Below are 23542 nucleotides of genomic sequence, written 5' to 3'. Positions count from 1 at the left end.
TAAAGCTCCGACTTTCTGGGCTTTTCATAGGACCTAGCACCCGCTGACTGCGCCATACGATCTGGGTCCCGGCATTCGCCGGGATGAGCGGTGTATTGTCTTTCTCAAACCGATTTCAACGCGCTCTAGCCGCCTCAGGCGTCCAGGAACAGCTTCTTCAGCTCGTTCTTCATGATCTTGCCGTTGGCGTTGCGCGGCAGGGTCTCGTGCCAGAACAGGATCCGCACCGGCACCTTGAACGCCGCCAGCCGCTCGGCGACGAAGCCGCGCAGCTCGGCCTCGCTCGCTTCGGCGCCCGGCTTCAGCGTCACCACCGCCCCCGGCTCCTCGCCTAGCGTCTTGTGCGGGATGCCGACCAGGGCCGCGTCCATCACCGCCGGATGGTCGTAGAGGACGTTCTCGACCTCGATGCAGTAGATGTTCTCGCCGCCGCGGATCAGCATGTCCTTGGCCCGGTCGATGATGTAGCAGAAACCCTCGGCGTCCAGCCTCGCCAGGTCGCCGGTCTTGACCCAGCCGTCGACGAAGGTCTGGGCGGTGGCCTCGGGCTTGTTCCAATAGCCCTTCACCACCTGCGGCCCCTTGCACCACAGCTCGCCCACCTCGCCGATCGGCAGCTCGCGATCGCCCTCGACGCTCATGATCTTCAGGTCGGTGACGGCCACGGCCGGGCCGCAGCTGTCGGGGCGGTTCTGGTAGTCCTCGGCCCCATGGTTGGTGGCTGTGGCCGAGGTCTCGGTCATGCCCCAGCCATTGCCCGCCTGCGACTTGGGGAAGGTCTCGACGATCCTGCGCACCAGCTCGGGGGCTGAGGGCGCGCCGCCATAGGCCACGCTCTCCAGCGACGACAGGTCATAGTTGCCGCGCGCCGGATGCTCGATCAGTTGCCAGGCGATGGTCGGCACGCCGCCGGCCATGGTCACCCGCTCGCGCTCGATCAGCTCGAAGGCGCGCACCGGCTCCCATTTGTGCATCATCACCACCTTGCCGCCGCCGAACAGGGTCGGGTTCAAGACGGCGAAGCAGCCGGTGGCGTGGAAAAACGGCACCGACAGCAGGGAGGAGCGTTGCGGCGCGTTCGGGTCGGGGGCCGGCGGGGTCTCGCCGCGACGCAGGAAGGCCCGCGCGGCGATGCTGCCCGCGGCCATGATGTTGGAATTGATGTTGCGCTGGGTCGCCAGGGCGCCCTTGGGCTTACCGGTGGTGCCCGAGGTGTAGAAGATGGTGGCGTCGTCGTCGGGATGAATCTCGACCGCCGGCAGAGGCTGGTCCGGCAGCTTCATCCAGTCGTTGGTCCCGCCCAGCACGCTCTCCAGGCGGATCACCTCGGGATGGCTGACCTCCTCAACCTGGCGGCTGACATAGACCGTTTTCAGCTCCGGACAATTCGGCAGATGCTCGAAAATCCGGCCCAGGCGTTCGGCGTCGACGATCGCCACCTTGGTCCCAGAATCGACCAGGCCGTATTCCAGCTCCGGCCCGGTCCACCAGGCGTTCAGCGGGGTCACGATCGCCCCGATCGAGGCGGCGGCGTAGAAGGCGACCGGCCATTCCGGCAGGTTGCGCATGATCACCGCCACCCGGTCGCCCTTGACCACGCCCTTGGACTGCAGTTCGCGGGCGAAGGCCGAAACCGCGCGATAGAAGGCCTCGAAGCTGGCCCGCTCGTCCTCATAGACCAGGAAGATGCGCTGGTCGCCAAAGGCGCGGGCGGCCTCGACCACATCGCGCAAGGCCGGCGGGGCGTTCTTCCACGAGCGCGTCGGCACGCCGCGGATGGTCAGCTCCTCCATCTCGAACGGCATGCCCGGCGCGGTCAGGATCGCGTGGGCCTGGGCGATCGACATGGCCGGCCAGGCGGGCTTGGCCGCCGAAGGGTTATTCGCGGTCGTTTCGGCGGCTTCGGTCATGCGGCTCTCCCGGTACTGCGGCGTCGCTTACGACGCGCTCTTGTTCCTAAGTGAACAAGCATAACCTGAGAGCGGATGCAAACCTCGCCGGGTCAGCCCACCGTCGCCAGCCGCGCGAGGGCGGCTTCCAACTTGGCCTTGGCCGCCTGGGCCTCGGCGAGGCGCTCGCGGTTCTCCTCGATCACCTCTTCCTTGGCCCGGGCCAGGAAGTCGGGGTTGCCCAGCTTCTTCATGGTCCGCTCGATGTCGCCGTCGAAGCTGGCGATCTCCTTCTTCAGGCGGGCCTGCTCGGCGGCGATGTCGATGAACTCGGCGATGGAGAGCGCGGCCGTAGCCTCGCCGATCACAAAGGGGACCGAGCCGTGCGGCGCAGCCTCGGCCGGCGCGGCCGAGCCAAGGCGGCCGAGGGTCAGGATCAGGTCCTTATGCCGTTCCAGCCGGGCCAGGGTCTGCCCGCTTGCTCCGCTCAGGGTCAGGGGCGGCTTGGCGGCCGGCGGCACGTTCATCTCGGCGCGGACCGAACGCACCTGGGTGACCAGCTCGACCACCCAGTCGATCTCGGCCGCAGCTTCGGCGTCGACCCAACCAGCCGGCAGCTTCGGCCAGGGCTGGGAGATGAGCAGACCCTCGCGCGGCGGCCCAACCTCGCCCAGCTTGGCCCACAATTCTTCGGTGATGAACGGGCTGAAGGGGTGCAATAGCACCAGGCACAGGTCCAGCACCCAGGCGGTCATGGCCCGGGTCTCGGCCTTGGCAGCCTCGTCGGCGCCGTTCAGCACCGGCTTGGCCAGCTCGAGATACCAGTCGCAGAACACGTTCCAGATGAAGCGATAGATCGCCGCCGCAGCGTCGTCGAAGGCGCAGGCCTCCAGCGCCGCGGTGACCTCGCCCACGGTCTTGACCGCCTGGCCGCGGATCCAGCGGTTCAGCGTGTCCTTGACTGTCGCCGGGTCGAAACCCTCGACGCGGACGCAGCCGTTCATCTGGGTGAAGCGCGCGGCGTTCCAGAGTTTTGTGCCGAAATTACGATATCCTTCAACGCGCTGCCGCGACAACCTCACGTCGCGCGCCTGGCCCGACATGGCGGCCATGGTGAAGCGCACCGCATCGCAGCCATAGGCGTCGATCAACTCCAGGGGGTCGATGACGTTGCCCTTGGTCTTGGACATCTTCTGACCCTTCTCGTCGCGGATCAGGGCGTTGATGACCACGCGCTTGAAGGGGACCTGCTTCTGGAAATGCAGGCCCATCATCATCATCCGGGCGACCCAGAAGAAGATGATGTCGAAGCCGGTGACCAGGGTGTGGGTCGGATAGAACCGCTTCAGGTCGGCGGTCTCTTCCGGCCAGCCCAGGGTCGAGAACGGCCACAGGGCCGAGGAGAACCAGGTGTCGAGCACGTCCTCGTCCTGGGTCAGGGCGGCAGCGGCGCCGTAGTGCGCCTTGGCCGCGGCAAGCGCTTCGGCTTCCGTCTCCTCGACGAAGATGTGGCCGTCGGGGCCGTACCAGGCCGGGATTCGGTGGCCCCACCAAAGCTGGCGCGAGACGCACCACGGCTCGATGTTCCGCAGCCACTCGAAATAGGTCTTCTCCCAGTTCTTGGGGACAAAGACCGTGTCGCCGTTCTCCACCGCCGCTATGGCCGGCTTGGCCAGGGTCGCGGCGTCGACGTACCACTGGTCGGTCAGATAGGGCTCGATGACGACGAGCTTGGATTTCTCGTCGTAGGGCACCATCAGCCGGTGATTGTCGATCCCGTCCAGGAGGCCCAGGGCCTCCAGGTCGGCGACGATGCGCTTACGGGCCACGAAGCGGTCCAGGCCCTGATAGGCCTCGGGCGCGTTCTCGTTGATCTTGGCGTCGGGCGTGAAGACGTTGATCGCCTCCAGCCCATGCCGCTTGCCGACCTGGAAGTCGTTGAAGTCGTGGGCCGGGGTGATCTTGACCGCGCCGGTGCCCTTTTCCGGATCGGCATAGTCGTCGGCGACGATCGGGATCAGCCGGCCGACCAGGGGCAGGCGCACCCGCTTGCCGACCAGGTCCTTGTAGCGTTCGTCGTCGGGGTGAACGGCGACCGCGGTGTCGCCCAGCATGGTCTCCGGCCGGGTGGTGGCGACCACGACATAGCGGCCCTCCTCGGCCTCGACCGGATAGCGGAAGCGCCACATGTGGCCGTTGACCTCGATGTTCTCGACCTCGAGGTCCGAGACGGCGGTCTGCAGCTCGGGCTGCCAGTTGACCAGCCGCTTGTCGCGATAGATCAACCCTTCCTTGTGCAGCTGGACGAACACCTTGCGGACCGCAGCCGACAGGCCCTCGTCCAGGGTGAAGCGCTCGCGGGTCCAGTCGCATGAGGCGCCCAGGCGGCGCAGCTGGTTCTGGATCGTGCCCGAGGACTTGGCCTTCCATTCCCAGATCTTGTCGACGAAGGTCTCGCGGCCCATCTCGCGACGGCCGATATTGCCCTCGGCCGCCAGCTGCCGCTCGACCACCATCTGCGTTGCGATGCCCGCATGGTCGGTGCCGGGCAGCCACAGGGCCGCCTTGCCGCGCATCCGCTCGAAACGCGTCAGCACATCCTGCAGCGTGTTGTTCAGCGCGTGCCCGATATGCAGCGAGCCGGTGACGTTGGGCGGCGGAATGACGATCGAGAACGGCTCGGCCGCGGGATCGCTGGTGGGCGAAAAGGCGCCCGACGCCTCCCATTGCGCATAAAGGCGCGGCTCGACGGATTGGGGTTCGAAGGTCTTCTCAAGCATGGCGCAAACCGGAAGCGGGGAGCGAACGAAGCGCTCGGATGGAATCGAGGGCGATCGGAGACAGGCCTATCCAGCCCGCTTCCGATCGCGTCGGCGGCCGCCATAGCATGAATTTCAGGCTTAGCGGCCGGCGGCGCGCCGGAAAAAGCGCGCCTGTTGTCGGCCTTTATACTCGGCGGCGCGCGATGCGGGCCACTTCCTCGTCGACCTTGGCCTGGACGATGCCCGGCAGGTGCTGGTCCAGCCAGGCCTTGAGCAGTGGACGCAGCATCTCGCGCACCACTTCCTCCAGCGTACGCCCCTCGGCAGGCATAAGCACGTGATGGGCCAAGGAGCCGAAGGCGCTGGCGGCGCTTTCGGCGGCCGATGGCCCCACCAGGGGCTCGTCGTCGAACGGCGACTCGAACGTTGCGGCGGGCGCGATCGGCGGCAGGCTCGGCGCGGCCGGCGTGTGCGCGGGCAGGATGTCGAGGTCGCCGATGGTTTCCAACGGCGAATCCGCCTCGTGCATCGGCTCCGTCAGCTCCAGCACGTCTTCGTGCTCGGCGATGACAGGCGGCGGCGCGGCCGGCGTGATCAGCGGCTCCGGCTCTTCCTCCTCCGCCTCAGCGCGCGACGGCGGGGGCTCGTCCTCGGATATGATCCGACGGATCGAAGCCAGGATCTCCTCCATTGTCGGTTCCGGGGCGTTCGGTTCGGACATCGGGGCGCGATCTTTCGCAGTGAAGACAGATTCGTTCACAAACTAAGCGGCTAAACGCTTTCCTGCAAACGCGATGATGGCGCTGGACGATCCCCGATTTGGGCTGTCCGGCGCCTACGGCATCACCGTGCTGCCTGCCTGGGCAGGCGCTGACGGCGGCGCGGTCACGGGCGCGGCCGTGACCATCGGGCCTTGAGGCGGCGGCTTGGAGACATGCGGCGAGCCCAGGCCGTCGATGGTCGAGATCGGGATATCCAGCGGCAGGGCGCCGCCCCCTTTCACCCTGTTGAACGCCTTCTCGGGGTCATAGGGCTTGATGCTGGCGTCGAGGTATTTCACCTCCAGCCGGCCCATGGCGTTGAGCAGCCCGGCGCTGGCGACGTACTGGTCGTGCTTTGAATTGACCAGGGCCAGCTGGGCGTTGTGCAGCTCCTGCTCGGCGTTCAGCACGTCCAGCGTGGTGCGCAGGCCGACCTGGGCTTCCTGCCGGGTGCCTTCCCAGGCCACCTGGTCGGCGTCGACCTGCTTCTGGTTCGACACCGCCCCGGCGCGGGCGGCCAGGAGCTGGTTCCAGGCCTGCGAGACCTGCTGCACCGCCGTGCGGCGGGCGGTCTCGATGGCGATACGCTGAACGTTCTCGTCCTCCAGCGCTTCGCGAATGCGCGAGGAGTTCAGTCCGCCGGTGAACAGGGGCTGGGTGAGCACAGCCGAGGCGGTGACGTTCTCCTGATAGACCCCAAGCTTGACCAGGCCGAAGGACAGCGATTTCGACTCCTGCAGGGTCGAGGACGCGCCAATGCCGGCGCGGATCGAAACGGTGGGCCGGTTGGCCGACTTGGCCTCGGCCACGCGGGCCGCCGCGCCCTGCTCGGCGAAGTCCGCCGCCAGGATGCCGCCATTGTTCTTGTCGGCGATGGCGAAGGCCTCGTCTATAGTCGCCGGCACGGCGGTCAGCTCCGGCTCCTGCGCCAACTCGCCCGGCGACTGCCCGATGACGGCGACATAGCCGGCGCGGCTGACTCCCAGCTGGGCCATGGCGTTGGCCAGCTGCGCCTGGGCCTGGGCCAGGCGCGCCTCGGACTGGGCGACGTCGGTGCGGGTGATCTGGCCGACGTCGAAGCGGGCCTTGGTCTCGTCCAGCTGACGGTTCAGCACGCTGACATTGTCCTGGGCGATCCGCAGGGCTTCCTGGTCGCGGCGCACGTCGACATAGGCCAGGATCACCTGCTGCATCACCTGCGCCTCGGTCTGGCGCAGCTTCTGGCGGCCGGACAGGATGTCGGCCATGGCCGCGCGCACCTGGGCGGTGACAAGGCCGCCGGTGTAGATCGGCTGAGTGACCGAAAGGGTGGCCGAGGCGTTGTCGACCTCGGTCTCGTAGGTCGAAGGCGACTTGGAATAGTCGTATTCGGCCGAACCGGACACCTGCGGACGGAAGCCGGCCCGCGCCTGCACATAGGATTCGTTGAGGGCGCGCAGCTGGGCGCGCTCGCTCTGCAGGGTGGGATTGGTCTGGTAGGCCAGGGCGATGGCGTCGGCCAGGGTCTCGGCTTGCGCGATCGCCGGCGACAGAGCCAGCATCCCCGCCGCCGACAGGACGGCCCAACCGCCCATGCGACCCGATCCAACCATAAGCCCAGCCTCCGAATCACTTCCGACGCCCCTTGCGGACGGCGGCGATTAGGAGCGCGCCTTTTGGTTTAAGACCAGTTACGGTTTAGTCACCATATTCCGTTGGCGGCGACGCCTTTCAGCGCGGCCCGCTGTTTCAGAATACGAAGCCCGCCGCCGCCTCCAGGCCTGGCAAGACCGGGGGCGTAGCCTCGAATACCTCGCGATAGCCGGTCTCTTGCGCGCTACGCAGATAGAGCCGGGCGCGGCCGGCCGGCCCCTTGCGCACGACCACCGCCAGGCGCCCGCCCACCGCCAGGGCGCCGAGCCAGGACGCCGGCGGCTCGGCCACCGCGCCTTCGCTCACGATCACGTCGAAGGGACCTGACGGAGCGGCCTTCAGGTCTCCCTCCTCCAGCCGCGTCACCTTCAGGCCCATCGCCTCCAGCACCGCCGCCGCATACGGGGCGGCGATCGCCAGCGCCCGCTCCCCCGCCTTGGGCCGGGCCAGATGGATCAGCTTGGACACGTCGCGCGGGCGCATCAGCCAGCGGCCCGGCGCATATTCGATCTCGCAGTCGGCATAGGCCAGGTGGGCCTTGTCCGCCGGCGCCACGGCTTCGCGCGCCACGGTCCGCATGGCGTGCTGGAGCGCCAGGTCGGTCACGTCGTTGGGACGCACCTGGCTGTCGACCATGATGTTGCGCGCGGCGGCGTAGTCGAACGTCATGCGGGCCTCGTAGCGGGCGGACGGCCGGGAATCCGGCTTGGCCGCCGCTTATAGGTCCCCTCGCCTTCCCGACGCAATCGGGCCATTGCGCCCGAAAAGCCATATTGCCCGGCCGGGCCGCTTCTGTTAGCCATCCGCGCTCTCCACGGCGGCCCTCGAGACAGGGACGCGGCAGCACCGGTGGCCTGGTGGCGGAGTGGTGACGCAGCGGACTGCAAATCCGTGCACGCCGGTTCGATTCCGGCCCAGGCCTCCACCTCCGGCAGTGTGCAGTTAGTCGGTAGAGCCGCCTTCGTTCGCGCCCGCGCTCAGGTGGTGGCCGAACACCGCGATCAAGTCCTGCAACTCCGGCTCCTTCACCGCCGCAGCGGCCTCCTCGACCGGGAACCAGCGCACTGTCCGCTGCCCCTGCTCGCGCCAGCGCTTGCGCTGCCCCTCGACCTCCAAGGGGTAGACATGCACGACGCAGCGCCGGTCCGAGCCGTCCGGCAACCGCTTGTCGTAGCGATAGAAGCCGATCGCCTGACTTTCGATCCGGCCGACGATGCCGGCCTCTTCCAGCGCTTCCTGCGCCGCTGCATCGCAGGGCTTGCGGCCTTTCATCGGCCAGCCCTTGGGCAGGACCCAGCGGCCGGTCTCGCGCGAGGTGACCAGCAGGATGCTGACGCCCGAGTCCCGCCGGAACGGCAGGGCGGCGTATTGCAGGCCGGGTCCGGGCGCCGGCCTCGTGCTGATCTTGTCCACCCTGGCTTTCATCGAGACCTGGCGGCGGGCTGGGAGCGAATCGAGACCTCAATGCAAAGCCCTTGCGAAGGCCCGGGCAACTGTGACCCAGCGCCGCTGGCTGGCTCCGCCGATCACCTGTCGCCGCCGATTTCATAGCCCTTCCCGCCAAGAACGGCTTGCAAGCCGCGCGCGGCGCGTCATCAATCGCCCCGGGCGCGGCCCGAGCACCTGGGCCTCGCAGGGGGAATGATGTTTCAGCTGCAAAATCTGCAGAGCCTGACCGGGCTTTTTCTCACCATGGCCGCCTGCTGGGCCGTTTCCGAGGGCCGTTCGCGCTTTCCCTTCCGCCTGGCGATCGGCGCGGTGGCCATACAGGTCGCCCTGGTCCTGCTGCTGTTCGGCGTGCCGGCGGCGCAGACGGTGCTGCGCGGCGTGGGCGTGGGGGTCGACATCCTGGGCTCTTCGGCCAATGACGGCGCCGCCTTCGTGTTCGGTTTCCTGGCCGGAGGGCCGCAGCAGCCCTATCCGGTGACCACGCCGTCGGGCCTGTTCATCCTGGCCTTTCACGTCCTGCCGGTGATCCTGGTGGTCTGCGCCCTCTCGGCCCTGCTCTGGCACTGGAAGATCCTGAAATGGATCGCCAAGGGCTTCGGCTTCCTGTTCCAGAAGACCCTGGGCCTCAGGGGGCCGCCTGCCCTGGCCGCCGCGGCCACCGTGTTCATGGGCCAGGTGGAGGGGCCGATCTTCATCCGAGCCTATCTCGATCTCCTGACCCGCTCGGAACTGTTCATGCTGATCAGCGTCGGCATGGCCTGCGTTTCCGGCTCGACCATGGTCGCCTACGCCACCATCCTCAAAGGGGTCCTGCCCAACGTCGCCTCGCACATCCTGACCGCCTCGATCATCTCGGCGCCCGCCGGCGTGCTCCTGGCCCGGATCATCGTTCCGCCCGACCCGATCGAGGCCAGGACCGATTTCGACCCCAAGGCCGGCGACAAGACCTACGCCAGTTCGATCGACGCGGTGATCAAGGGCACCACAGACGGCCTGAACGTGGTGCTGAACGTCGCCGCGACCCTGGTGGTGTTCGTGGCCCTGGTGGCCATGCTGGACAAGGGCCTGGCCATGGCCCCGGCCTTCCAGGGCGCGCCGCTCAGCATCGAGCGGGCCCTGGGCGCCCTCTTCACCCCCCTCGCCTGGTCGATCGGCATCCCCTGGAAGGAGGCGCCCGCCGCCGGCCAACTCCTGGGCGTGAAGCTGGTGCTGACCGAGTTCAGCGCCTTCATCCACATGAGCCACGTGGCGCCGGCCGCCCTGTCCGACCGCAGCCGCATGATCATGACCTACGCCCTGTGCGGCTTCGCCAACATCGCCTCGGTCGGCATCAATGTCGCCGGCTACAGCGTCCTGGTTCCCGGCCGGCGCATCGAGGTCATGGGCATGGTGTGGAAGGCCATGCTGGCCGGGTTCCTGGCCACCTGCATGACCGCCTCGGTGGTCGGCGCCCTGCCCGGCCAGCTGTTCGGCGGCTGATCACCCAAAGGTCAATTGAGGGGTCCGTTCGGATTCGCTACTGAGTTCTCACGAACAATCGAGGGAGCGAACCCATGAAGGCGGCGGTCTATTACGAGAACGGCGGACCCGAGGTCCTGAAGTACGAAGATGTCGAGGATCCGCCCTGCCACGCCAAGGGGGTGGTGATCCGCGTCGAGGCGGTCAGCATCGAGGGCGGCGACACCCTGAACCGCCAGGGCGGCGCCCTGGTCACGCGGCCGCACATCGTCGGCTATCAGGCTGCGGGCGAGATCGTCGAGGTCGGGCCCGAGGTGGACAATCTGCGCGTCGGGCAAAAAGTGGCCACGGTCAACGCCTTCGGCTCCCACGCCGAACTGCGCGCCGTGCCGGCCCGCAACTGCTGGGTCGTGCCGGACGGCTATGACCCCAAGCTGGCGGCGGTGATTCCCGTCACCTTCGGCACCGCCCACGACTGCCTGTTCGAGTTCGGTCGGCTCAAGGCCGGCGAGACCGTGCTGGTCCAGGCCGGCGCCAGCGGCGTCGGCGTCGCCGCCATCCAGCTGGCCAAGCGGGCGGGGGCCAGGGTGCTGGCCACCGCGTCAACCGATTCGCGGCTGGAGGCCCTCACCGCTTTCGGGTTGGATCATGGGATCAACTACCAATCGGAAGATGTGGTCCAGGCGGTGATGCGCCTGACTGACAACAAGGGTGTCGATCTGGTCGTCGACCCTGTCGGGGGCTCAACCCTGCAAGGTTCGATCCTGTCCCTGGGCTATCGCGGCCGGGTTTCGATGGTGGGCGCTGCGGGGCGCGAGCCGATGAAGGTCGACGTGGCCAGTCTGATGGGCAAAAACGCTTCGATTTCAGGGGTTTTCCTGGGCGCCGAGATCATGACCGATCGGGTCCACGACAACATCCAGGCCCTGATCGACGACGCCGCCAAGGGGGCTCTGAAGGTCCGGATCGACCGCGAATTCCCGCTCTCGGAAGCCGCCGCCGCCCACCGCTATATCGAAAGCCGGGCCGCCGTGGGCCGTGTGATCCTGGTCCCTTGAGACCTCCCGGTTAAGACCCGGTTAACCACGATCATCCGATCATTTCAGCGTCTTCTTCGAAGACATCCCACCATCACCGAACGACTTTCAGCCCGGCTCTCCGCCGGGCTGCTTTTTTCGCCAGACGTTTCGCCGCATGGGCTTGATCCGCAAACCGCCCCAGTCTATAGCCGCGGTCCTTCGGCGATATCGCTGATCCCCGGTAGCTCAGTTGGTAGAGCAGTCGGCTGTTAACCGACTTGTCGCAGGTTCGAGTCCTGCCCGGGGAGCCACCCTCCGCATCGTTTCCGCCTCGCCCGACCCGCCCTCGCCCGCGGGCTCGATGTCGCGCACCGAAGCGGCGGGCGTCCACACCGTGTAGGTCCTGTCGGTCAACAGGGCGTCGATACCGCCCAGGCCGACGCCGACGAACGACACCGCGACCGCGCCGAGCGAACGGCATAGCGGAACGCCCAGGCGCGCCCCGCCCGCCCATAGCAGCGCCACCCCGGTCAGCAGGCCGATCGCCATCGGCCAGCCCGCCTTCGCCGCCAGAAGGCCCAGGGCGCAGTCCAGCGCCAGGGCCACGGCGAACGGGCTAAGCCACTTCAGCACCCGATGGACGCAGTAGCCGTAGAGCCGCGGCGCCGGCAGCCGTCGCAACCGGGGCCAAAGTGCGGCATGGACTCTCCAGGCCTGGCAGGCGATGCGCCGCTTGCGCGTAAGCTCCTCGGCCCAGCGCGCAGCCCCGCGTTCGCGCACCCTGAGCAGGCGATCCGAGATCACCCGGCGGCCGGAGGCCAGGGCCAGCAGCGAGACGTAGAGGTCGTCGATCAGATGGTTCGGCGGCGGTTCGTAGAGGCTGCGGTCGATCGCAAACAGCGCTCCGTCCACGCCCACCAGGCCGATGGTGTCGCTCTCGCGCCGCTTGATCGCCTCCTCGACCGACCAGTAGGCGGCGCCCACCCCGGCCACTTCGTCATCGACGTCGTAGTCCAGCGACGCCGAGACGCACCCGATCGAAGGGTCCCGGAAATGGTGCGCCAACCGGATCAGCGCATCGATCGGGCAGCGGACATTGGCGTCGGTGAACACCAGGAGCGGGGCGTCGGTCTGGCCGACCAGATGGTTCAGGCCCGCCGTCTTGCCGTTTCGGCCCGACGAGACGGTCAGGCGGATGCGGTCGGCATAGGGCTGGAGCAGCTCGGCGGTGCAATCTTCGGCCCCGTCGACAAACACCAGCACCTCGGCGGGGCCATAGGCCCTGGCCATGGCGAGAAGGCTCTCGACCTTTTCGACGATGACCTTTTCCTCGTTGTAGGCCGACATGCAGACCGCGATCGGCGGCCGGATCCAGGGACTCGCCTGGCTTTCCTCGCGCACCCTCGGGATCAGCAGCAGCGAAAGCGGATAGAGGGCGAACGGATAGATCGCCAACAGCGAGAAAACCGCCAACCCGACCGCCAACGCCGACAAGACGACACCCCCAAAAGACCGGCTGCGCGCCACACTATACTAATTGGCGTTTTGGATGGCCGAGTTTATTCTCCTATACCTGGAATTGTACGACCGAATACATTCACAACCTTTAACATGGGCGTAGCCCAGTGTCGGCTTCAGCGGCCAGCGACCCTGACTGCATAGGCCTGCAGAACCTCGCCGGGGGCCGACACGGGCGCCAGCCAGGCCGGAACCCGTCCCCGGCGCAGCGAGGCTTCCAGACCGTTCGCCGAGGCGGGGGCCGGCGCGGCGGCGCAGACGACCACGTAAGCGGGCTTGAGCGCTCGCACCCGCGCCTCGGCCTGATCCGGCGCAGACTCCAGCGCGTCGTGCGCCGCGAGTATGCCCCAGGACATGCGGTGATAGGGCGCCGCCAGCGCAGAGTGGTGGGTATAGGCCAGGATGAACGGCCCGTTGTCCAACTCGCTCAGCACCGGGCCGCGCGGCAGTGCGGCCAGGCGGCGATAGGCCCGGGGGCTGAAGCATTCTGCCTGGGCCGACGCCTGGCCTGGCGCAGGCTTGCCGAGCGCCAAGTCTCCCAGGGCGTTGGCCGCCCCGCCCATATAAGCGGGCGAGATCGCCGTGGCCGCGACCACCGTGGGCAGCATCAGTCCGCCCAGCCATTTTCGCATCAAGGGCGCAACCGCCGCGCTGAACACCGGCAGGCCCAGCCAGAAGACATAGTCCTGAAGCCGCACCGCCCGTGAAGCCAACACCACGGCCAGCAACGCCAGGCCGGCGGCCAACAGGGTCTCGACGCTCAGCCGGCCGCGCCCGCTCGCGAGCAGCCCCACAGCTCCCGCCGCGACCAGAACCCCCGCCCAGATGGTGTAGACCGCCGCATGCCGGTCCAGGCTCCATAGCCCCGACCAGGATTGCAGTTCGCCGATCCGATCGAACCAGAACGGCCTGACCCGCGGATCCACCGCCGCGAACGGCCCGTGGAGGCAGCTGGGATCGAGAGCCAGATAGGTCGCCAGCGCCGCCCCGCCGATCACGAGCAGCCCCGCCAGGCGTGCGCCCCGGCCGCGCGGCGGCCAGGTCGCCAGCGCGGCCTGGCCGAGCCCACCGATCGCCACCGCCGCTGCGAGGTTGAGCGCAAGGCTGTCGCAGAAGGACAGCGACCAGCGCCAGGGGGGCGTCTGGATGAGGTAGCAGCCCCAGAGCGAGGCGGTTAGCGACAGGCCGTAGGCGCGTGCAGGGCCTCGCTCGTCGCCATCCTCGCTCAGGAGGCGCAGGCCGTAGCTCGCGCCGATCAGGGCCTGGAACGGCAGGGCCTCGATCCCGATCGCTAGGCCCAGGCCGGAGACCGCGCCAGCCACCGCCGCCCAGCGCGTGGAACGACCGGCCACCAGGGCGCAGGCGGCGGCGACGGCCGCCATGACGATCTGGATATTGTGATGGTCGATCCGCCCGGGGCGGAACTGCTCATAGACCTGATAGTTGGTCGCCAGCACGACGCCGCAGACGAACACGGCGACGGCGCCGCCGAACCGGCGCGCGATCAGCAAGGCCGCGAGAATCGCTGGATAGATCCACGTCAGCGGCCAGACCAGGCGCACGACGGTTTCGGCCAAGGCCGGCGCCATCACCTGGCGACAGGCCAGCACGGCGCCAGCGAGGGCCCCGTCCAACAGCCTCGACCAGTGCATGAAGGTTCCCGCCGGCGGCTGCAGCCGCCCGACCCATTGGTCATACCAGCCGCGGCCGGACAACAGGTCGCGGACCAGCACCAGCCGCATGGCGTCGTCGGTGTCGCCCAGCGAGGATATGGCCTGGCCGTTACGAAGCGCGAGGCCGGCGCAGACCAGGACCGTCAGGGCCAGCGCCGTCCAACCAAGCCGGCGGCCGGTGGCGAGGTCGGGGATCGGCGACAGCTTCATGCTCAGCCTATCCTGGGGCGGACACGATAGGTCTTCAGCACCTGTCCCTTGGCCGGCAGGGGATCCAGCCACGAGGGAACCAGGCCCCGGCGCAGGCTGGCCTCCAGGCTGGACGGACCGCTCGTCAGCGGCGCGGTCGGGCAGTCGACCACATAGTCGACCTTCAGCGCCCTCACCCGGGCTTCGGCCTCGTTCGGAGAAGCCGCCATGGCCTGGTGCGCCGCATAGATGCCCCAGGACATGCGATGATACGGCGCGGTGACGACCGAGTGCGGCGTATTAGCCAGCACGAACGAGCCCAGGTCGATCCCGCCCAGCACCAGGCCGGGCGGCTGGGCGGCCAGCTGCCGGTAGGCGGCTGTGTCGTAACAGGCCGAACTGATCACCGGCCGGATCGCCGATGCGGGCGGCGGCCCTAGCGCCAGCTCCACCGCCTTGCCGGCCCCTGCGCCCAGGAAGAGCGGCGAGGCGAACAGGCTGATCGCGACCGCCGCCAAGGTCACGCCGCCGAGCCAGCGCTCGACGATCCAGCCGAACAGCCAGGCCAGCATGGGAAAGCCGAGCCAGAACACATAGTCCTGCATGCGGTAGGCCTGGGAGGCCAACACCACCGCCAACAAGCCAAGCACACAGGCCAGGGCGACGTCCGCGCTGATCCGGCTACGCTCCAGCAGCAGGCGCACGATCACGGCCAGGGCGACGCCGACCCCGGCGGTGATGGTGAAGACAGCGGTGACGCGATCGGACCGTAACAGCTGCGGCCAGGACAGAAGCTCGGTGATGCGGTCGAACCAGAAGGGCTTCAGCCGCGGATCGACCGCCGCGAACGGGCCGCCCAGGCAGAGCGGATCGAACTTCAAATAGATAACCGCGACGGCCAGCCCCAGGCCCGCGAGACCGGCCAGCCGAGCCGGTCTCGACAGGCGGCCGGCGAAAGCCGCCAGCAGCGCGAGACCAGCGCCGGCGACGGTGACCGCCGCGACGAGGTTGAGGCCCAGGGCGTCGCAGGCGGCGATCCCCCAGCGCATGGGCGGCGTCTGCAGCAGGAAGAAGCCGATCGTCGAAGCCGCCAGCGCCGCCCCGTAGTTGCGGCCCGCCTCCGCCTCGCCCTCATCCCATGCCAGGCGCAAGGCGTAGCTCGCACCGACCACGGCCTCGAACGGCAGCGCCTCCATGCCGACGGCGAGGCCGAATCCCGTCGCGGCCCCGCCCACCAGGGCCCAGTGCGCGCGCCGCGCCCGGGTCATGGCGCAAACCGCCGCCACCAGGGCCATGACGATCTGCACGTCGTGGTGATCGACTCGCCCCGGATGGAATTGCTCGTAGATCTGCAGGTTGACGGCCAGGATCGCGGCGCAGACGAACATCGCCGCAGACCCGCCGAGACGGCGCGCCAGGGCCAGGCTGCACAGCGCCGCCGGAAAGATCCACATCAGGGGCCAGACCAGCCGCGTGGCGGTCTCCGCCGCCGCCGGCGGCAAGGCCAGCCGGAACATCGCCGTCATCGCCGCCAGGCCGCCGTCGAGGAGCCGCGACCAGTGCATATAGACGCCCATCGGCGGCTGCAGCCGGCCGACCCACTGATCGTACCAGCCCCGGCCGGACAGCAGGTCGCGGACCAGCACCAGGCGCATGGCGTCGTCTGTGTCGCCGAGCGACTTGGCCAGGTTCCAGTCACGCCAAGTCAGGGCGGCGGCGACCACCAGGGTGACGGCCAGCGCCAGGCGCACCAGGGCTCTGTCCGAGCTGAGATCCGGTATCCTGGAAAGCCGCACGACGCCCCCGATCTACGGCCGCCAGAGCCCGGACGGCGGCCCGGACTATCGGGCCGACAGGTTTCACCACTCTTAAGTGGCGCCTCCGGCCCAGGATCACACCCCAATTCGGGGAGCGATGTCCCGAAAACAACGATACTCAAAACTCTAATATCTTGTAATGCGCTCACCGCCCGCGCGAATAGACATCTCGGATACCAAACTATTTTCGCCGATTTCGGCAGCTCGACCAGTCTCCGCCGCGATGACCAAGGCGAACACGGTTATGGTCACGATATACCCTTGGGCCTTGATTTAAAGCGACAATCTTCGACCTTTCAAGGCCGGCCAAACACGTTAACCAAGACGAATCATCGCTTACCTGGAGGTCACAGCGCCGAGCCGCGCCCCTGAATCGTCTTTGAATATTCAGTCCTCATCTCTTTATTCGTTGCTGCAATCTTAACAGATGCTACCATCTGGCGTCGCCGTAGCGCTCCCCAAATCGGCAAGCTTCAAGGGGTCGCTCGGCGTCCCGCTCCACGCCTGGAACCGCAAATGACCAACACGCGGCAGGAAAAGCCATACGGGCCAGCCCCGTCCCGCCTCGCGGCGCCGGACTGGAACCGCTTGGCCGAGACCCTGATCCGCATCGTCGCCCTGCTGGCCGTCGGCGCCGTGGCCCTGCGCGTTTTCGAGGGCCAGCGCCTCACCACGCCGGAAGTGCTCATCCTGGGCTGCATCCTGCTCGCCGCGGCCGCCTTCGGCCTGGTCGCAGGGCTGCTGGCCGCTGCGGCCGGCTTCATCGGCTTCAACCTGCTCAGCGGCCGCGCGACGCCCGCGCTGGACCTGCAATCGCGCGAGACCCTGCTGCTGGCGGCGTTCGGCCTATTCGTGGCGGTGGTCGGCTTCTACACCGACACCGTTCGCCACCGGCATCGCCAAGCCCGATCGCTGCTAGAAGTGGGGCGGCGACTGTCCGCCCGAGCGTCAGGCCCCGCCGTCGGCCGCTTCTTCGATGTCGCCAAACAGAAAGGCCCACAGGTCAGCCGCGCGCCGGTTCGCGTCGAGGCCCGCCAAGCCCTTTCCGCCCTGGTGGTGATCGGCGCCGGCCTCCTGACCGCCGCTTTGCTGCAAGGCCTCATCGGCCAGGCACAGTCCCTGCTGATCGCCCTTGGCGCGGTTATCATCGTCGGCGGCCTGACCGGCGCCCGGTTCGGGATCGCGGCGGGGGTGACGTCCGGCCTGGCGGCGGCGGTGATCCTGCGGCCGATCGGTGTCCCGCCCCCGCACCCCCTGACGAACCAGGCCATCGACCTGTTCCTATTCGCCACCTTCGGCGGCGGCGTCGGCCTGCTCGCCGATCGGGTGCGGCACGAGCGCGAGGCGCTCAAGACCCTGGTCGAAGCCAGCCGCGACCTTTCCGCCGGCACCGACGAGGCCGCCAACCGCCGCGTGCTGCTGGACAGCCTGTCCCAGATCACCCGCGGCGGCGTGGTCCAGGTGTTCGACGACGCCGGCCAGATGCTGGAACGCCGTGAGGGCCGCTTCGAGGCCGACGACGCCGCGGGGGCGGAGGGCGAAGGCAGCCGCTGGCGGACCCAGAGGCTGGAGGCGGACGGCCGCGACGTGGGCTGTGTCCGCTGGCGCTTTCCCGGCTCGCCCGCCAGCGCCGAGATCTCCGACCAGATCGCCGCCTCGCTGATCGACCTCGGCGCCTCGGCCATCGTCCGCTCGCGCCTCAGCGCCGAAAAGGCCGAAATGGCCTATGTCGCCCGCGCCGAGCACCTGCGCACCGTGCTGCTGGACGCCATCTCGCACCACTTCCGCTCGCCGCTCGCCGGCATTCTGGGCTCTGTGACCAGCATCCTGAACCTGCCCGAGCGCCACGACCGCAGCGTCAGCCGCCAACTCCTGCTGATCATCAAGGAGCAGGCTGGCCGCCTCAGCCGCTATGTCGACAACTTCATCAGCCTGGCCCGGCTGGAGTCGGAATCGATCGAGGTCAACCGCACCGAGGTCAATATCGACTCCCTGATCTACGATGTCTGGGACACCTTCGGCGAGGTCGGCAGCACGCGGCGCTACCTGCATGTCGAGGTCGATCCCGAACCCATCTGGTCCGACCCCAACCTTCTGGCCCAGGTGTTCGGCAACATCCTGGAAAATGCCATCAAATACTCGCCGGAGGAATCCGTCGTCCGCATCCGCAGCCACCGCGAGGGCGGCTGGCTGGTGATCGAGGTGGCCGACCAGGGCTGCGGCGCGCCGGGCGATGCGGTCGATCGGATGTTCGAGCGCTTCTACCGCAGCCGCGGCGCCCAGGCGCCCGGCCTCGGCCTCGGCCTCTACATCACCCGCAGCCTGGTCGAGATGCTGGGCGGCTCGGTCAGCGCCCGCAACCGTGGCGAGGATGGCCCGGGCCTTGTAGTGACCATCAAGCTTCCGCTGTCGCAGTCCTGATTTGACACAAGCCATAAGAAAACCATGCAAAACGTCAATAAAATCCTCATCGTAGAAGACGAAGAGCAGCTGCTGCGGATGCTGCAATCGACCCTGGTGCAAGCCGGCTACGAGGTCGCCACCGCCAAGAACGGGATGGGCGCCCTGGAGCAGCTGATCAAGGGCGAGTTCGGCGTGGTGCTGCTTGACCTGGGCCTGCCGGACATGGACGGCAAGGAGGTGATCCAGGAAGCCCGGGCGATCTCCTCGGCCCCGATCCTGGTGATCTCGGCCCGCGCCTCGGAACGGGAAAAGATCAGCGCCCTGGACCTCGGGGCCAACGACTATGTGGGCAAGCCCTTCGACACCGGCGAGCTGCTGGCGCGGATCCGCGTGGCCCTGCGCCCACCGCGGCGCTGCAAGAGCGCCGATGCGACCGATACGCCCAAGCGAGGCCTGGTGATCGATTTCGATACGCGCCGGGCCATCATCGATGGCCAGCCTGTGCGGTTGTCGCGCAAGGAGACGGAGCTTCTGCAACTGCTGGCCGACGCCGGCGGCTCCATCGTTCCGCACGACGAGATCATCCAGGCCATCTGGGGCCGGTCCGGCGAGGCCGACTACATGAACCTGCGGGTGCTGGCCTGGCAGGTCCGCCAGAAGATCGAGCCGGACCAGTCCGCGCCCCGCTTCCTGATCGCCGAAGCCGGCCAGGGCTACAGGCTGAAGTGCGAGTAGGAGAGGTCTTCGCCGTGGCCCAAAGGGGCGTCCGGCGAAATTATAGCTAGTTAAGAAATATCCACGCGAGAGTAGACTTGGGTTGATACACCATCATCTCTGGCGCGATAGTTTTTAACGTACTGGCGATTGTGCTATAGACGCCAAAGTCTTGGCGCAATCGCGCCTTGGCCTGTCGAGACAGCATGACAGGCCGAGCGAAGGAAGAAGGACGAAGCCGATGCGTAGATCGTGGCTGCATCCCGTGATCGCGCTGCTCCGCAATCGCCGCGGCAGCGTCAGCCCCCTTTTGGCCCTTATGCTGATCCCGCTGATCGGCGCCATGTCTATCGGCGCAGAGGCGTCCAGCTGGTTCCTGATCAAGCGCGCGGCCCAGACGGCGGCCGATGCGGCTGTGCTGGCGGCGGCCTCCAACGGCTGCGACCCGTCGGCGGCCTGCTACACCGACTACAAGACCCCAAGCTTCTCGGACGAGGCCAAGGCGGTCGCGGCCCGCTACAACTTCCCCAATGGCTCGTACAACACCACGGTGACGGCGGCGGACAACCAGACTTGTCCGTCCCCCTCGACCGCCACCAACTGTTATCAGGTGACCATCACCAAGCTGGTGCCGATCTCGCTGGTCAACATCGTTGGCTACAAGGGCAATGGCGGCAGCATCTCGGGCGCGCCGGCGGAAAAGATCGTCGTCACCGCCATGGCCAGCTACGCCACACCACTCGACCCATGCATGCTAGCGACAGCCAATACCCAGCCAGCTCATGGGAACAACTCAAGCTTTCAACTGAACGGCAGCGCTAATTTCGATGCGGGCGGATGCGTCCTCTATTCAAACGGATCGGCCACGTGCAACGGACACAATGGTGGCTTTGGAGATACGATTACCGTTAGCACGACCGATAAGAATTGCGGAACCAAGCAAATCACTGGCGCTGGCACCTTCACCGACCCCTTCACATCTCAATTGAAGAACAACCCGCTAAAGAACTGCACCGCTATTAGCTCCCCATCTGCGGACGGCACAACTCTCAATTGGTCAACCGCTCAATGTGTCACCATAACCGGGAACTTCACCATCCCCGCAGGTTCAGCGGGGACGAAGGCGACAACGAACACGCCAGGTACGGTTCTGGTCATCAATAATGGGAACTTGGTGCTGAACGGGAACTTCACTGTCGCCAATTCGGGCTTAACCATAGTCTTTACGGGGACAGCAGGCGGCGCGCCTGGCTTTATCACCGGAAACGGCACCATCGATTATGGAGCGCCATCGTCCGGCGCGTGGTCTGGATTCGCCATCTACCAGGATCCGGCTATGACGTCCCCGACAAATCAGGTCTATTCGGGTAATTCGCCGACCTTCGACATAACTGGACTGGTCTATGCCCCCTATACAAACCTGACTTTCCAGGGGGCCATCAATCACGAAACTAAATCTTCCGTGATCGCGGGCGGAGGCTACGCCTGCCTTTCCGTCGTTGCGAGCAACTTTACGACCAGCGGCACCGGTTCGATTTTCGCCAATCCTACCAGCCAGTGCGATCGCGCTGGCGTCTCCGGGCTGATACCGTCCCCGGACTCGGTTCTGGTCAGGCAGGCGCTAGTTCAATGATGCGTAACCTTCGCCTCTCCTGTCTGGCGCCGCGCTTCCTTGGCGAAACCCGGGGGGCGGCAGCCGCAGAGTTCGTGCTGTGGATGGGCCTGCTCAGCATTCCGACCGCGAATGTGGTTGACCTCGGCATGTACGGCGTCAAGCGGATGCAGGTGGCGTCTGCGGCTGAGGCTGCGGTTCAGGCTGCTTGGCACCTTTGCAACCAGAGCTCCGCCAGCACCGCTCTGCCACTGGCCAGTTGCTCCGGCGTTTACACGGTGATGAAGACCGCTGCCCAGAGCGGTTCGCTGGGGACGAATGTCTCATTGGGGGCGAGTGCAATCATCGACAGCTATTACTGCTCCAATGGTTCGGGAGCCCTGGTCCATGTCGCCACAACTGATGGCAACGCCACAACGGCGCCGCAGGGGCCAGGCAACTGCTCTAGCGTTATCGCTGGCAGTATCACTGTTCCCGGCGAATATGTTCAGGCGACGGCAAGCTATCCTTTCACCTCCTTCTTCCCCAACGCGACCGTGACCTCGTTCCTGCCCAAGACCATCACCCAGACCGCCTGGCTGAGGCTCGACAAATGAAGCGCCTGATCGCTCGCCTTTCCCGCCTGCTCCCCGGCGAAAACGGCGCCTCGGCGGTCGAGTTCGCCCTGATCGTGCCGGCCCTGGTGCTGGTCACCTTCGGCGTGATCAACATCAGCGTGATGATGTACGCCGAAGCGACCCTGCAATACGCCGCCGCCACCGCCGCGCGCTGCGCCACCGTGCAGCCCACCAAGTGCACCGGCACCTACATCGCCGCCTTCCCCTACAAAGGGCCGACCGGGTCGGCGAGCTTCCAGTTGAACTCAGGACAAAGCTGCGGCAACCAGGTCGTCGCCTCGGCCCCCTATCACTTCACCACCGGCCTAGTCGGCTTCACCTTGACCCTCCACGCCACCGCCTGCCAGCCGCTGGGCTGACCGCGCGCCATGGGTTCCGGGCATGGTTGGATGCGTAGCGAACGGGCGCGCGCCCTGGCCATCGCCGCCGCCGCCCTCGCCTTCCATGTGCTGGGCGCCGGCCTGATCGTCTGGTTCGCCCATTTTCCGCAGAGCCTGGACGAGATCCAGCACCTGTCCTTCGTCCGCGCCATGGAGGCGCAGCCCAGCCTGTTCCCGCACTATGAGGCCCTGCGGACCCTCGACCCTGGCTGCCTGTGCTGGGGCGCCCAGCCCAACTACCTGCCCCACCCCTCCCCCTACTACCTGCTGATGGCCCCGATCGACCGGCTGTCCGGCGGCTCGTTCATCGCCTTGCGCATCGCCGATGTGGCGATTTCGACGGTCGGGGTGGCCCTGATGCTGGCGGGCGGCTTTCGCCTGCTGCGCGGCTGGCGGCCGCGGGCCGTGTTCGCCCTGTTCCTGGTGCTGTTCCCCAAGCTGGGCCTGATCAGCGGCATCATCAACGACGACAACGCCGCCCTGGTCGCCACCGGCCTCGCCTTCCTGGGCCTTGCCGACTTTCATCTGCGCGGGCGCCTGGTCGATGCAGCCGTCCTGGGCGCCGGCCTCGCCCTGGCCGGCTGGTCCAAGCTGACCACGGCCCTGATGGTCGGCTTCACCTTCGCGTTCGCCGAAGCCCTGCGGCTCAAGGACCGCTCCAGCCCGCCGCCGCTTTACGCCTACGCCACGGTAATCGCCGGCGGGGCGATCGGCGCCCTGCCGAGCCTGGTCAACCTCGTGCGCTACGGCGGGTTCGTCTATTTTTCCGAGGCGCGCGCGGTTCCGCCCAGCCAGCGCACGCCGATCGGCCTTGCGGCCTATGGCCTGACATTCCTGCGCCAGATGGTCGACGGCTGGTCGGCCACTGGACCGACGCCGACGCTGCTGACCATCGCCCTCTACGCTGTGCTGCTGCTGGGCGCCGCGGCCGCAGCGCTGGCGCTCCGCGAGCGGCGGCCGGAGCCCGAGGCGGCCGCCTGGCGCGTCGCCGCCGCGGCGGTCCTGGCGCTTGTCCCCACTGTGGCGCTGCAGTTCTGGTTCGGCTGGATGTCGCTCGTCCAGCACGGCTTTCTCGACCTCGCCCAGCCCCGCTACTACTACGGTCTCTGGCCCGGCTTCGCCCTGGCGCTGGCGCTGATGTGGTCCTGGGCCGGCCCCGGGCCAGTTCGCCGGGTCGTCACGGCCGGGCTGGCGATCTATCTCGTCGCCTCGTCAGCCGGCTATGCGGTGATCCGGCTCTACCTGGCCGGCGCGCCGGCGATTTTCTGAGAAATACGGAACCGCACTGATGCGGCGAAGGCCCTGTTTCGACGCCGATCCGCTCAGATCAGCGGCAGCCCATACTTGACCATCAGGGCGGCGCCGTACTTGCCGACCAGGGCCGGCAGCAGGACGGTGTATTGCGCCAGGGCGATCGCATAGAGGCCCGCCAGCACCGGCCGGCCGCCGCGAAGGTTAAAAACCACGCCGGCGAGCAAGGGCCCGCTGACTGGGCCGATCAGGAAAAAGGGCGCTATTCGAGCGAGCCGATGCATGAAAGCCCTCGTCTTTTATTACAAGGTATACTGAGACTCGGGCCGTGTCTATCTATTTTAACAGATCGTTAACCTTAACAAAGAAGCGAGCACCGAAAGAGTATCGCGAACGTT

General features: G+C 67.3%; 17 protein-coding genes, 2 tRNA genes and 1 pseudogene. 10 read left to right on the top strand and 10 right to left on the bottom strand.

All coding sequences use genetic code 11. The annotated features are described in order from the left end of the window. Positions 1–134: 134 nt before the first annotated feature. From KCG34_RS01570 to KCG34_RS01550, 5 genes are all read right to left on the bottom strand, one after another. A complete protein-coding gene (locus KCG34_RS01570) occupies positions 135–1910 on the bottom strand; it encodes a class I adenylate-forming enzyme family protein (RefSeq protein ID WP_211938656.1) in 1776 nt (591 codons plus the stop codon). Between the two features lie 92 nt (positions 1911–2002). Beyond that, positions 2003–4669, bottom strand: a complete 2667-nt coding sequence (locus KCG34_RS01565; protein WP_211938655.1) for a valine--tRNA ligase — start codon at positions 4667–4669, stop codon at positions 2003–2005. A gap of 166 nt (positions 4670–4835) precedes the next feature. Beyond that, positions 4836–5342 (bottom strand): DUF2497 domain-containing protein, encoded by a 507-nt coding sequence (locus KCG34_RS01560; RefSeq protein ID WP_305825979.1) that lies wholly within the window; start codon positions 5340–5342, stop codon positions 4836–4838. Positions 5343–5486: 144 nt separating this feature from the next. After that, positions 5487–6986 (bottom strand): TolC family outer membrane protein, encoded by a 1500-nt coding sequence (locus KCG34_RS01555; RefSeq protein ID WP_249138173.1) that lies wholly within the window; start codon positions 6984–6986, stop codon positions 5487–5489. Positions 6987–7140: 154 nt separating this feature from the next. Beyond that, entirely contained in the window at positions 7141–7713 is a 573-nt protein-coding gene (locus tag KCG34_RS01550; protein ID WP_211938652.1) for a protein-L-isoaspartate O-methyltransferase family protein, read from the bottom strand. Positions 7714–7895: 182 nt separating this feature from the next. On the opposite strand from KCG34_RS01550, the gene KCG34_RS01545 reads away from it, so the two are divergent. Further along, positions 7896–7969, top strand: a tRNA-Cys gene (locus KCG34_RS01545). Positions 7970–7986: 17 nt separating this feature from the next. On the opposite strand, the gene KCG34_RS01540 is transcribed toward KCG34_RS01545, so the two are convergent. Continuing rightward, entirely contained in the window at positions 7987–8457 is a 471-nt protein-coding gene (locus tag KCG34_RS01540; protein WP_249138172.1) for an NUDIX hydrolase, read from the bottom strand. 231 nt (positions 8458–8688) lie between these two features. On the opposite strand from KCG34_RS01540, the gene KCG34_RS01535 reads away from it, so the two are divergent. From KCG34_RS01535 to KCG34_RS01525, 3 genes are all read left to right on the top strand, one after another. Further along, on the top strand, positions 8689–9972 hold the full coding sequence (locus KCG34_RS01535) for a NupC/NupG family nucleoside CNT transporter (protein ID WP_211938650.1): 1284 nt from the start codon (positions 8689–8691) through the stop codon (positions 9970–9972). Positions 9973–10046: 74 nt separating this feature from the next. Then, entirely contained in the window at positions 10047–11009 is a 963-nt protein-coding gene (locus tag KCG34_RS01530; RefSeq protein ID WP_211938649.1) for a quinone oxidoreductase family protein, read from the top strand. Positions 11010–11205: 196 nt separating this feature from the next. After that, positions 11206–11281 (top strand) — tRNA-Asn (locus KCG34_RS01525). A 475-nt stretch (positions 11282–11756) separates the two neighbouring features. Here KCG34_RS01525 and KCG34_RS26075 read toward each other — a convergent pair. The 3 genes and pseudogenes from KCG34_RS26075 to KCG34_RS01510 form a co-directional block, all read right to left on the bottom strand. Further along, a pseudogene (locus tag KCG34_RS26075) lies at positions 11757–12317 on the bottom strand (glycosyltransferase); the annotation flags it as partial. 287 nt (positions 12318–12604) lie between these two features. Further along, the gene (locus KCG34_RS01515) at positions 12605–14371 is read right to left on the bottom strand and encodes a hypothetical protein (RefSeq protein WP_211938648.1); all 1767 of its coding nucleotides are present in this window, start codon (positions 14369–14371) and stop codon (positions 12605–12607) included. A 2-nt stretch (positions 14372–14373) separates the two neighbouring features. Then, positions 14374–16146 carry a hypothetical protein gene (locus KCG34_RS01510; RefSeq protein ID WP_211938647.1) on the bottom strand — a complete coding sequence of 591 codons (1773 nt, stop codon included), beginning with the start codon at positions 16144–16146 and terminating at the stop codon, positions 14374–14376. A gap of 537 nt (positions 16147–16683) precedes the next feature. Between KCG34_RS01510 and KCG34_RS01505 the strand changes: the two genes are divergently transcribed. The 6 genes from KCG34_RS01505 (at position 16684) to KCG34_RS01480 (ending at position 23162) form a co-directional block, all read left to right on the top strand. Continuing rightward, the gene (locus KCG34_RS01505) at positions 16684–18588 is read left to right on the top strand and encodes a sensor histidine kinase (RefSeq protein ID WP_211938646.1); all 1905 of its coding nucleotides are present in this window, start codon (positions 16684–16686) and stop codon (positions 18586–18588) included. Between the two features lie 24 nt (positions 18589–18612). Next, on the top strand, positions 18613–19305 hold the full coding sequence (locus KCG34_RS01500; protein ID WP_211938645.1) for a response regulator transcription factor: 693 nt from the start codon (positions 18613–18615) through the stop codon (positions 19303–19305). Positions 19306–19549: 244 nt separating this feature from the next. Then, entirely contained in the window at positions 19550–20917 is a 1368-nt protein-coding gene (locus KCG34_RS01495) for a pilus assembly protein TadG-related protein (RefSeq protein WP_211938644.1), read from the top strand. Then, complete coding sequence (locus KCG34_RS01490) at positions 20914–21492, top strand: hypothetical protein (RefSeq protein WP_211938643.1); 579 nt, start codon at positions 20914–20916, stop codon at positions 21490–21492. Before KCG34_RS01495 ends, KCG34_RS01490 begins: the two co-directional genes overlap by 4 nt. Continuing rightward, positions 21489–21872, top strand: a complete 384-nt coding sequence (locus KCG34_RS01485) for a TadE/TadG family type IV pilus assembly protein (protein WP_211938642.1) — start codon at positions 21489–21491, stop codon at positions 21870–21872. The genes KCG34_RS01490 and KCG34_RS01485 overlap by 4 nt, the downstream gene beginning before the upstream one ends. A gap of 30 nt (positions 21873–21902) precedes the next feature. Next, positions 21903–23162: a glycosyltransferase family protein gene (locus KCG34_RS01480; RefSeq protein WP_211938641.1), complete on the top strand. Its 1260-nt coding sequence runs from the start codon at positions 21903–21905 to the stop codon at positions 23160–23162. 53 nt (positions 23163–23215) lie between these two features. Here KCG34_RS01480 and KCG34_RS01475 read toward each other — a convergent pair whose 3' ends face one another. Further along, complete coding sequence (locus KCG34_RS01475) at positions 23216–23428, bottom strand: hypothetical protein (protein ID WP_211938640.1); 213 nt, start codon at positions 23426–23428, stop codon at positions 23216–23218. Between the last annotated feature and the right edge of the window lie 114 nt (positions 23429–23542).

Origin of the sequence: Phenylobacterium montanum (assembly GCF_018135625.1) — a bacterium.
GTDB classification, from domain to species: domain Bacteria; phylum Pseudomonadota; class Alphaproteobacteria; order Caulobacterales; family Caulobacteraceae; genus Poindextera; species Poindextera montana.
The sequence above is the reverse complement of the archived record's forward strand: the minus strand, read 5'-3'. Positions and strand labels throughout refer to the sequence as shown.